This window comes from Geodermatophilus chilensis (genome assembly GCF_002802985.1).
In the GTDB taxonomy this organism is placed as follows: domain Bacteria; phylum Actinomycetota; class Actinomycetes; order Mycobacteriales; family Geodermatophilaceae; genus Geodermatophilus; species Geodermatophilus chilensis.
The window spans coordinates 21171-31571 of sequence record NZ_NVPT01000053.1; the positions used below are offsets into that span (position 1 = coordinate 21171).

Below are 10401 nucleotides of genomic sequence, written 5' to 3' on the forward strand. Positions count from 1 at the left end.
GAGCGAGGGACGACGGCGGCTCGCCCGAGCGGGGTGTGCACGTACCGCGAACCCGACCGCGGCCCCGAGACCGCGCTGCGTGCACACAGCGCGGTTCGGCATGCTGCCCGGGTGAGCTACGACGTCGCCGCGGTCCGCTCCTGCTTCCCCGCCCTGCGCGCCGGGACCGCCCACTTCGACGGCCCGGGCGGCTCGCAGGTGCCCGAGTCGGTGGCCGCCGCGGTCGCGGCCACCCTGACCGCGCCGATCGCCAACCGCGGGCGGGTCACCGAGGCCGAGCGCACCGCCGACGACGTCGTCCTCGCCGCACGGCGGGCGGTCGCCGACCTCGTGGCGGGCGACCCGGGCGGCGTGGTGTTCGGCCGCAGCATGACCGCGCTGACCTACGAGTTCTCGCGGGTGCTGTCCGCCGGCTGGGGCCCGGGTGACGAGGTCGTGGTGACCCGCCTGGACCACGACGCCAACGTCCGCCCGTGGGTGCAGGCCGCCCGGGCCCGGGGGGCGACCGTGCGCTGGGCGGAGTTCGACCCGGGCACCGGCGAGCTCGCCCCCGAGGCGGTCGGGCGGGTCCTCTCCGACCGCACCCGGCTGGTCGCCGTCACCGGTGCCTCCAACCTCATCGGCACCCGGCCGGACGTCGCCGCGATCAGCGCGCTGGCCCACGACGCCGGCGCCCTCACCTACGTCGACGGCGTGCACCTCACCGCACACGCCGCGGTCGACATCCGGGCGCTCGGCGCCGACCTCTACGCCTGCTCGCCGTACAAGTTCCTCGGCCCGCACCTCGGCTGCGTCGTCGCGGACCCCGGCCTGCTCGAGACGCTGCACCCCGACAAGCTGCTGCCTTCCACCGACGCCGTCCCCGAGCGGTTCGAGCTGGGCACGCTGCCCTACGAGCTGCTGGCCGGCACCACCGCCGCGGTCGACTTCCTGGCCGGGCTCGGGGGCCCGGAGGGCGACCGCCGCGCCCGGCTGGAGGCCGGGATGGCGGCGCTGGAGGCGCACGAGGACCGGCTGCGGGAGCGGATCGAGGACGGCGTCCGTGCGCTGCCCGCCGTGACCGTGTGGTCCCGGGCGGCCCCGCGCACGCCCACTCTGCTGCTCACCTTCGCCGGGCGGGACGCCGGGAACGCCTACCGGTCCCTCGCCGGGCGCGGGGTCAACGCGCCCGCCGGGTCCTTCTACGCGATCGAGGCCTCCCGCCACCTCGGCCTCGGCGACGCCGGCGGCCTGCGGGTCGGGCTCGCGCCCTACACCGACGACGAGGACGTCGACCGGCTGCTGGCCGGGCTGCGGGAGTGGCTCACGACCTGACGCCTCGACGGTCCCCTCGCCTCTCGCGCGCGGGAGGCGAGAAAGGTCGTGCACGACCGGACCGTGTGACAGCGGTCACCAGGAGGTTAGTCTGGGCGGCACCGCCGAGGCCCCGGAGGTCGTCGTGTCCGCTGCCGTGTGCGCACTCCGAGCGGGGCGACGGTGACCGCCGTCGCCCCGACCCGGTTCGCGTCCTCCGCCGGTGTCGCGGTGCGCACGGCGCCGGCCGTCGCCACGTTCACCAAGTACCTGGTGCCCGAGGTCGTCTTCGGCTGGGGCTCGCTGTCCGAGGCGGGCTGGGCCGCCCGGCGGCTGGGGGCGCAGCGGCCGTTCGTCGTCACCGACGCGGGGCTGGTGCAGGCCGGCTGGTGGGCCGAGCTCTCCGGTCACCTCGCCGACGCGGGGCTACGGGCGACCGTCTGGCAGGAGCTGACCCCCAACCCCAAGGACCACGAGGTCGCCGCGGGCGCGGAGCGCTACCTGGAGAGCGGCTGCGACGTCCTCGTCGGCCTCGGCGGCGGCTCGGTGATCGACGCGGCCAAGGCGATCGCGGTCGTGGCCGGCAACGGCGGGCAGATCCTCGACTACGAGGGCGTCGACAAGGTCACCGCGGCGATCCCGCCGACCGTGATGTGTCCCAGCACCGCGGGCACCGGCGCCGACGTCTCCCAGTTCGCCGTCATCACCGACACCACCCGCCGGCTCAAGGCCACCCTGATCGGCCGCGCCCTGGTGCCCGACATCTCGATCACCGACCCGCGGCTGCTCACCACGATGCCCGACGACCTCGCCGCCGCCACCGGCCTGGACGCGCTCACGCACGGCATCGAGGCCTTCGTCTCCCGGGCGTCCGGCCCGCTCACCGACGTGCACGCCCTGCACGCCATCGAGCTGATCTGCGGCTCGCTGCGCGGCACCCTCGCCCGGCCGGAGGACCCCGCCGCGCACACCGCGATGGCGCAGGCCAGCCTCGAGGCGGGGCTGGCGTTCACCAACGCGATCCTCGGCGCCACGCACGCCATGAGCCACCAGGTCGGCGGGCTGCTCGACCTGCCGCACGGCGTCGTCAACGGCGTCCTGCTGCCGCACGTCATCCGGTTCAACGCCCGCAGTGCGCCGGACCGGTTCGTCCCGATCGCGCGGGCCATGGGCATCGACGTCACCGGGCTGCCGGCCGACGTCGCCGCCGAGGAGGCCGCCGAGGCCGTCGGCCGGCTGGCCGCGGACCTGGGCTGCCCGCGCGGGCTGGCCGAGCTCGGCGTGCGCGAGACCGACATCGAGACCCTCGCCGCCACCACCCTCGGCGACGCGTGCCTGTCGACCAACCCCCGCGACGCCGACCAGGCTGACGTCGCCGCGCTGTTCCGCGCCGCCCTGTGAGCGCCGGTCCCACCGCACCGGACGGCCGCACCTCGGTCGCACCGTGCATCTCCCAGCTGACCGGGCTGCGCTCGTCCAAGCCCAGCTGGTACGCCGAGTACCGGCAGACCGTCGACGACCTCGACCGCGCGCTCGGCTCGCTGGAGCACATCGCCGGCGTGCTCTCCGCCACCGGGCAGGGGGCGCACGCGCTGTGCCGGGCCGTCGTCGACGCCACCGCCGAGCACCTCGGCGAGCCGTGGGCGGTCCTGGCGCTGTCCGGGACGGCGCTGCCGCTGGCCCGCCCGCGGATGCTCGGCCGCGGCCCGTCGGGGGTCGGGGTGGGCCACCTCGCGCTGCTGCCCGAGGTGGTCCGCCGTCCGGTGCTCGAGGCGCTGGCCGCCGACGCCGTCGAGCCGTGGCAGACCGCGGACGGCGCGGTCGTCGTCCCCCTCGTCGTCGACGGGGAGCCGGTCGGCGCGCTGGTGGCGTGCGGCGGCCCCCGGCGGACGGCGACCGCCGCCGACCTGGCCATCCTGCGGATCGTGGCCAACCAGTCGGCCGTCGCGCTGCTCTCGGACCACCTGCTGGCGCGGTCGGAGGCGCTGCGCCGGCAGACCGAGGAGCTCTATGCGCGGGCCGAGCAGCGGGCCCGCGACCTCGCCGACCGGCACGAGCAGCTGGCCGAGGCCGAGCGGCGGCTGGACGTCGCCGCGCAGCGCGAGGCGGTCGACGCCGAGCGGCACCGGATCGCCCGGGAGCTGCACGACAGCGTGGCCCAGCACGTGCTCTCGGCGGGGATGACGATCGAGTGGTGCCGGCCGGAGGTCGCCCACCACAGCGAGGTCTACGAGCGCCTCGGGCACGCCAAGGCGCTGACCCGCGAGGCGGTGGAGCGGCTGCGCGGCGCCATCCACGCGCTCTCCTCCGACGGGCACGGGGACGGCGACGGGCTGTCGGCGATGCTGGGCCGGCTCTCCGACGTCGCCCCGGTGCCGGGCCTGGCCGTCGCCGTCCGGGTGGAGGGCCGGCCGCGGCAGCTGCCGGCCGAGGTGGAGCACTCCCTGTTCCGGATCGCCTCGGAGTGCCTGTTCAACACCGCCCGGCACGCGCAGGCCACCCGGAGCACCGTGCGGCTGGCCTACCGGGCCGACGAGCTGCGGCTCTCGGTCGCCGACGACGGCTGCGGCGACCCCGACGTGCTGCGCCGGGCGCTGCGGGCCTCGGGGGGCCGGGACGACGGGTACCACCGCGGGCTGGGCAACATCGCCTCCCGCTGCGGGGAGATGGGAGCGACGGTGCGGTTCACGCGGGCCCGGATGGGCGGGGTGCGGGTGGAGGTCCGGATGCCGTGGGACGCCGTCGATGACTGAGCTCACCGCGGAGACCATCCGGCTGGTCATCGTCGACGACCACTCGATCGTCCGGCAGGGGCTGCGCTCGATCCTGGAGCGCGAGCCGGACATCGAGGTGGTCGGCGAGGCGGCGTCGGCCGGCGAGGCGCTGGACCTGGTGGCCGCCAGCCGCCCGCACATCGTGCTGCTCGACCTCAAGCTCTCGGCCGGCTCCGACGTCGCCGGCCTGGCCCTGTGCGGGCACCTGACCGCCGCGACCCCGGCGCCCGGCGTCCTGGTGGTGACGACCTTCCTCGACCAGCAGCTGGTGCTCGAGGCGATCCAGCGCGGCGCCCGCGGCTACGTGCTCAAGGACGTCGACGCCGTGGCGCTCGTGGCCGCCATCCGCGCGGTGCGCCGCGGGGAGAGCGCCTTCGACAGCCACAGCGCGACGATGGTGGTGCGCTCACTGGCCGCGCCGGCGCCGTCCCCCGCGGCCGCGGCCGGGCCGGACCTCACCGCCCGCGAGCGCGAGGTGCTCACCCTGCTGGCGCGCGGGCTGTCCAACGAGGCGATCGGCAAGGAGCTCTACATCTCGGCGACGACGGCGAAGTTCCACGTCGGCAACGTGATGCGCAAGCTGGCGGTCTCCCGCCGTGCGGAGGCGGTCTACGCCGGCTCCAAGCTCGGGCTCATCTGAGCCGACACGCGCGGCACGCCGGGCGGCCGGCCCACGTCCCGTGACGGCCGCGCCGGGGGGTACGCGGGATCCGTTGACCGGGGATCGTCCGCCCCTGGGTTGCCCCGCATGACGACGACTGCAGCGGGCTCCGGGCAGGTCACCCTCGGCGACCGGACCGTGCACCGGGTGGGCTTCGGCGGCATGAAGTTCACCGGGCCGCGGTTCCTCGGGCCGCCGCCCGACCGGGAGGCGGCGCTCGCCGTCCTGCGCCGGGCCGTCGAGCTGGGCGTGACCCACGTCGACACCAGCGGCCTGTACGGCCCGCACGTGGTCGACGACCTGATCCGGGAGGCGCTGCACCCCTACCCCGAGGACCTGGTGATCGTCACCCGGGTCGGCGCCCACCGGACGCCGGACGGCGGCTGGGAGGAGGCGCTGGGCCCGGACGACCCTGCGCCGGTCGGTGGAGGAGGAGTGCGAGCACCTGGGTCTCGACGCGCTGCACGTGGCCAACCTGCGGATGCCGGGACTCGGCGAGCCGGCGGAGCGCTCCCTCGCCGAGCCGTTCGAGGCGCTGGCCCAGCTGCAGCAGGAGGGGCTGGTCCGCCGGCTCGGGGTCAGCCACGTCACCGCCCGGCAGGTCGCCGAGGCGCGGGCCATCGCGCCGCCGGCCTGCGTGCAGAACCACTACAACCTGATCCACCGCACGGACGACGACCTGGTGGAGGAGCTCGCCGGCGAGGGCATCGCCTACACGGCGCTGGAGGGCGTCTCCTACACGTCGTTCTTCCCGATGGGCGAGATGAACCCGCAGCAGTCCGCGGTGCTGGACGCGGTCGCGGGGCGGGTGGACGCGAGCCCGCTGCAGGTGGCGATGGCCTGGCTGCTGGCGCCCTCGCCGAACGTGCTGCTCATCCCCGGCGCCACCTCGGTGGCGGCGCTGGAGGAGGCCCTCGCGGCGGCCGACGTGGTGCTCGCCCCCGCCGACGTGGCGGAGCTGGACCGCATCGTCGACATGGGCGGCCCCGCCCCGGTCCTCGACGGCGCCCCCCGCTGGGGTGGCCGCCCCTGACTCCGGCGATTTCCGCGGAAATCGCCGGTAGGTGCTAGGCGGACGGCGGGGTGCGCAGGCTGGGGAAGCCGAGGGCCAGCTGGTCGAAGGCGGCGTGCAGGGTGGCGGCGAGGGTCGTCGTCCCGTCGGCCAGCCAGACCTCGAAGGCCGTGGTCGCCGCGGCCCGGGTGCTGGTCGCCACCAGCCGGGGGAGCAGCGCCTCCGGCGACTCCCCGGTGCGGCGGGCGACGTGCTCGGCGACCACCCGGTCGACGTCGGCGTAGCGGACCTGCGAGTGGGCCTGCAGCGCGGGCTCGCCGAGGATGAGCGCCATCCGCTGCCGCAGGGTGGGCAGGTCCTCGGCGGCGTAGTCGTTGACCTCGACGTAGGCCGCGCAGATCGAGGCGAGCACCGGCTGGTCGTCGCGGGTGGCCGCCAGCAGCTGCTCCAACCGGGCGACGTGCGCGCCGAACTCGCCCCACACCGCGTCGGCCTTGGTGGCGAAGCAGCGGAAGAACGTGCGCCGGCTGATCCCGGCGGCGTCGGCGATCTCGTCGGCGGTGACCTGCTCGAAGCCGGTCCGCGTGAACAGCTCCAGGGCCGCCTGCTGGATCCGGGCGCGGGTGTCGGCGCGCACGTCGGGAGGCGCCTCGGTCACGGTCCCATCTTGCGCCACCGGCCACGGCGGGACGACGCGCCGCGCGACGAGCCCGGTGTTGCCGGGTGGCACTGGGTGTCACTAACGTCCCCGCCACCCGTAACCCAGATCACAGGAGGCGCCATGCCCGAGAGCGACGACACCCGCGCGACCGAGGCCCCGGCGGTCGAGGAGGTCCTGGTCGAGGAATCCCTCGTCGAGGAGGTCTCCATCGACGGCATGTGCGGGGTGTACTGATCGACGCCCCCGTCGTGGCGCCGGCCGAGCTCTCCAGCGGAGCCGGCGCCGCACCGCCCCCGGGCCGCACCGTGCCTGCTGCTGACTTCGACCCGTCGCTGCCCTGGCGGCGGGCCCGTTCCGTGGCCCTGCGCCCGGAGCCCTTCGGCGCGCTGGTCTACCACTTCGGGAACCGGAAGCTCTCCTTCCTGAAGTCGAAGACGCTGGTCGCCGTCGTCGAGGCGCTGGAGGAGCACCCCAGCGCCGACGCCACCCTCGTCGCGTGTGGGGTCCCCGACGCGCAGCTCCCCGCCTACCGCCGGGCGCTGGCCGACCTCGCGCGCTCCCAGATGATCGAACGAAGGACCTCGCTGCCCCCCACCGAAGAAGGACCCCGTCCTCCCCACCCTTCGCAAGCTCAGGGTGGTGCCCGGGACGGGGCCGTGGCGGGCCCCTGCGACGAGGCCGACCCGGAGGCTCATCCATGACCGCCGTCCTGCCGTCCCGACCCGCCGCCCCGCCGCGTCCCAGTGGAGGGCGCCTGATCGACCAGTTCGAGTACGGGCTGGACGCGCCGATCTGCCTGACCTGGGAACTCACCTACGCCTGCAACCTGGCGTGCGCGCACTGCCTGTCCAGCTCGGGACGGCGGGACCCGCGCGAGCTGTCCACCGCCGAGGCCGAGGCGTTCATCGACGAGCTGCAGCGGATGCAGGTCTTCTACGTCAACGTCGGCGGCGGTGAACCCACCGTCCGGCCGGACTTCTGGCACCTGCTCGACTACGCCATCGGCCACGACGTCGGCGTCAAGTTCTCCACCAACGGCGTGAAGCTGAACCAGGAGCGCGCCGAGCAGCTGGCCCGTACCGACTACGTCGACGTCCAGATCTCCCTCGACGGCGCGACGGCCGAGGTCAACGACCGGGTCCGCGGCACCGGCTCGTACGCCACCGCGATCCGCGCGCTGGAGAACCTGGCCGAGGCCGGGATGGAGGACTTCAAGGTCTCCGTCGTCGTCACCCGGGAGAACGCCGGCCAGCTCGACGAGTTCAAGGCCCTGACCGACCGCTACGGCGCCCAGCTGCGGATCACCCGGCTGCGACCCTCCGGCCGCGGCGCCGACGTCTGGGACGAGCTGCACCCGACCCAGCAGCAGCAGAAGGACCTCTACCACTGGCTGCTGGCCAACGGGGAGAAGGTGCTGACCGGCGACTCCTTCTTCCACCTGTCGGCCTTCGGCGAGGCGCTGCCCGGCCTCAACCTCTGCGGCGCCGGCCGCGTGGTGTGCCTCATCGACCCGGTGGGCGACGTCTACGCCTGCCCGTTCGCCATCCACGAGAACTTCCTCGCGGGCAACGTGCGCGACGAGGGCGGCTTCCAGCGGGTGTGGCAGCAGTCCGAGCTCTTCGCCGACCTGCGCAGCCCGCAGACCGGCGGCGCCTGCACGAAGTGCGCCCACTTCGACGCCTGCCGGGGCGGCTGCATGGCGGCCAAGTTCTTCACCGGCCTACCGCTCGACGGGCCCGACCCCGAGTGCGTGCAGGGCTACGGCGAGAGCGCCCTGGCCGCCCGCGACCTCGAGCTGGTCACCCCGCGCAGCCACGTCGACCACTCGCACAAGGGCCCGGTCCGCGGCCAGCCGACGCTGCTCGGCATGCCGTCCATCCCGGCCAGACCGTGCAACGAGTCGCCGCTGGCCGGGCTCGAGCTGCGCTGACCGGACTCCTCGACCCGCTGGTCCTCGCGGGCCGGACGGCGCCCTCCCGGGTGCTGTTCGGCCCGCACGAGACCAACCTGGGCCGCGGCCGGGCGCTCTCGCCGCGGCACGTCGCGTACTACGCCCGCCGCGCCGCCGGCGGCTGCGGGATCGTGGTTCCCGAGACCGCGTCGGTGCACGTCTCCGACCACCCCTACGAGCGGGCGCCGCTCGCGGCCGACTGCGGTCCCGGCTGGGCCGCCGTCGTCGCCGCCTGCCGCCCGCACGGCGCGCTGGTGCTCGCCTCGCTGGGGCACACCGGGGCGCAGGGGACCTCCGGGCATGCGCAGACCGCGCTGTGGGCGCCGTCCGCGGTGCCCGACGTCGTCACCCGTGAGGTGCCGGTGCCGATGGAGCAGGCCGAGGTCGACGCGCTGGTCGCGGGCTTCGCGGCGGCCACCCGGATCGCGGTGGCCGCCGACACCGACGGCGTGGAGGTCGACGCCGGCGCCCGCTCGCTGCTGCGCCAGTTCGCCTCCGGCCTGACCAACTCCCGCACCGACGCGTACGGCGCCGACCGGCTGCGGCTGCTGCGCGAGGTGCTGGCCGCCGTCCGGGCCGAGCTCGGGCCCGGGCGGGTGCTGGCGCTGCGCCTCTGCTGCGACGAGGAGGCGCCGTGGGCCGGGATCACGCCGGAGCTGGCCGTCGGGCACGTCCGCGCGCTCGCCCCGCTGGTCGACCTGCTCGTCGTCGTCCGCGGCAGCGGGCTGGCGCCCTCGGCCCACCGGCCCGACGGGCACACCCCGCCCGGCTTCAACGCCGACCTCACCCGGTCCGTGCGGGCGGCCGCCGGCGGGACGCCGGTCGTGCTGCAGGGCTCGGTCGTGGACGTCGCCGCCGCGCAGCGGGCGCTGGACGACGGGGTCGCCGACGCCGTCGAGATGACCCGCGCGCAGATCGCCGACGCCGACCTCGTGCGCCGGGCGCGGGCCGGCGTCCCGGTGCGGCCGTGCACCCTGTGCAACCAGGCCTGCCAGGTGCGCGACGTCCGCAACCCGCCGGTCAGCTGCGTGGCCGACCCCTCGGACGAGGACGCTCTCCCCGACGGCGCCGGGCGGCGGGTGACCGTCGTCGGCGGCGGGCCGGCCGGGCTGGAGGCGGCGCGGGTGCTCGCCTCCGCCGGGGCCGACGTCCGGCTGGTGGAGCGCTCCGGCCGGCTCGGCGGCGCGCTGCGGCTGGTCGCCGCGCTGCCCGGGCGGGCGCGCTTCGCCGACCTCGCCGACTGGCTGGCCGGGGAGGTGGCGCGGCTGGGGGTGCGGGTCGAGCTGCGGACGGCCGCGGAGGGTGGGGACGTCGTCGCGATGGGTGCCCGGTGGCCCGGCGGGGTGAGCGCCGCCGACGTGCTGGCCGGCGGGGAGCTGCCGCCCGGCCCGGTGGTGGTGCACGACCCGGTCGGCGGGCCGGCCGGCGTGGGGGTGGCCGAGCTGCTCGCCGCCGCGGGCCGGCAGGTCACGCTGGTGACCCCGGACGAGGTCGCCGGGGTGCGGCTCGGTGGCGATCTGGCGCCGGCGAACGCGCGGCTGGCGCGGGCGGGGGTGCGGCGGGAGACGGGGTCCGTGCTGCGGGCGGCCGGCGGTGGGGTCGCGGTGCTGGCCGACCGCTGGACGGGGGAGGAACGGTCCGTGCCGTGCGCCCTCGTCGTCGACGCGGGCCCCGGCCTGCCGGGCGAGGTGCCCCCGGGGGCGGTGGCCGCCGGGGACGCCGTCGCGCCGCGCACCGTGCTCGAGGCGGTGCTCGAGGGACGGCGCGCGGCCCGGGCGTTGCTCGCCGTGCCGCCGCGCTAGCGGGTCACACCGGTCAGCGCGGCAGCACGACCAGGGCCGCGCGGTCGTGCGGCAGCAGGTCGGCCACGGTCAGCGTGGCGAGGAAGGCGAGCAGGACGGCGACGGTGAGCACGGGGCACCTCCAGTGGGGACGACGTCCACGGTGGCGCGGCCGGCTGGGGGCCCGGTGCACACCGGCTGGGAGCCGGCTGTCAGAGGTCGACCTTCTTGTGCTCGCCGGTGTCGGGCTCGTCGCCGGTGGCCTTGG

General features: G+C 76.2%; 10 protein-coding genes and 1 pseudogene. 10 read left to right on the forward strand and 1 reads right to left on the reverse strand.

Annotation, left to right across the window (positions count from 1 at the left end; all coding sequences use genetic code 11):
* Positions 1-111 precede the first annotated feature (111 nt).
* The 6 genes and pseudogenes from CNO22_RS11090 (at position 112) to CNO22_RS11110 (ending at position 5761) form a co-directional block, all read left to right on the forward strand.
* Positions 112-1314: a cysteine desulfurase-like protein gene (locus CNO22_RS11090; RefSeq protein WP_100499432.1), complete on the forward strand. Its 1203-nt coding sequence runs from the start codon at positions 112-114 to the stop codon at positions 1312-1314.
* Between the two features lie 162 nt (positions 1315-1476).
* Positions 1477-2694 (forward strand): iron-containing alcohol dehydrogenase, encoded by a 1218-nt coding sequence (locus CNO22_RS11095; protein WP_198588250.1) that lies wholly within the window; start codon positions 1477-1479, stop codon positions 2692-2694.
* Positions 2691-4046, forward strand: coding sequence for a sensor histidine kinase (locus tag CNO22_RS11100; RefSeq protein ID WP_100499424.1), 1356 nt, complete (start codon positions 2691-2693; stop codon positions 4044-4046). Before CNO22_RS11095 ends, CNO22_RS11100 begins: the two co-directional genes overlap by 4 nt.
* On the forward strand, positions 4039-4707 hold the full coding sequence (locus CNO22_RS11105) for a MadR family response regulator transcription factor (RefSeq protein ID WP_100499425.1): 669 nt from the start codon (positions 4039-4041) through the stop codon (positions 4705-4707). The genes CNO22_RS11100 and CNO22_RS11105 overlap by 8 nt, the downstream gene beginning before the upstream one ends.
* A gap of 183 nt (positions 4708-4890) precedes the next feature.
* Positions 4891-5061: pseudogene (locus tag CNO22_RS29675) on the forward strand (aldo/keto reductase); the annotation flags it as partial.
* Positions 5062-5152: 91 nt separating this feature from the next.
* The gene (locus CNO22_RS11110) at positions 5153-5761 is read left to right on the forward strand and encodes an aldo/keto reductase (RefSeq protein ID WP_269799588.1); all 609 of its coding nucleotides are present in this window, start codon (positions 5153-5155) and stop codon (positions 5759-5761) included.
* Between the two features lie 34 nt (positions 5762-5795).
* On the opposite strand, the gene mftR is transcribed toward CNO22_RS11110, so the two are convergent.
* The gene (mftR, locus tag CNO22_RS11115) at positions 5796-6398 is read right to left on the reverse strand and encodes a mycofactocin system transcriptional regulator (RefSeq protein ID WP_100499434.1); all 603 of its coding nucleotides are present in this window, start codon (positions 6396-6398) and stop codon (positions 5796-5798) included.
* A 123-nt stretch (positions 6399-6521) separates the two neighbouring features.
* Here mftR and mftA point away from each other — a divergent pair, with 123 nt between their 5' ends.
* From mftA to CNO22_RS11135, 4 genes are read left to right on the forward strand one after another with little or no spacing between them, the layout of a single operon-like run.
* On the forward strand, positions 6522-6635 hold the full coding sequence (gene mftA, locus CNO22_RS11120; RefSeq protein WP_100499426.1) for a mycofactocin precursor MftA: 114 nt from the start codon (positions 6522-6524) through the stop codon (positions 6633-6635).
* Positions 6620-7102 (forward strand): mycofactocin biosynthesis chaperone MftB, encoded by a 483-nt coding sequence (gene mftB, locus CNO22_RS11125; RefSeq protein WP_232806953.1) that lies wholly within the window; start codon positions 6620-6622, stop codon positions 7100-7102. The genes mftA and mftB overlap by 16 nt, the downstream gene beginning before the upstream one ends.
* A complete protein-coding gene (gene mftC / locus CNO22_RS11130) occupies positions 7099-8331 on the forward strand; it encodes a mycofactocin radical SAM maturase (protein ID WP_100499427.1) in 1233 nt (410 codons plus the stop codon). The genes mftB and mftC overlap by 4 nt, the downstream gene beginning before the upstream one ends.
* Positions 8292-10154 carry a mycofactocin system FadH/OYE family oxidoreductase 1 gene (locus CNO22_RS11135; RefSeq protein WP_232806954.1) on the forward strand — a complete coding sequence of 621 codons (1863 nt, stop codon included), beginning with the start codon at positions 8292-8294 and terminating at the stop codon, positions 10152-10154. Before mftC ends, CNO22_RS11135 begins: the two co-directional genes overlap by 40 nt.
* Positions 10155-10401: the final 247 nt, after the last annotated feature.

Excerpts from the sequence above, each read along its gene's own strand:
- CNO22_RS11105 (WP_100499425.1), top strand. The coding sequence starts at position 4,039 with ATGACTGAGCTCACCGCGGAGACCATCCGGCTGGTCATCGTCGACGAC.
- mftA (WP_100499426.1), top strand. The coding sequence starts at position 6,522 with ATGCCCGAGAGCGACGACACCCGCGCGACCGAGGCCCCGGCGGTCGAG.
- mftC (WP_100499427.1), top strand. The coding sequence starts at position 7,099 with ATGACCGCCGTCCTGCCGTCCCGACCCGCCGCCCCGCCGCGTCCCAGT.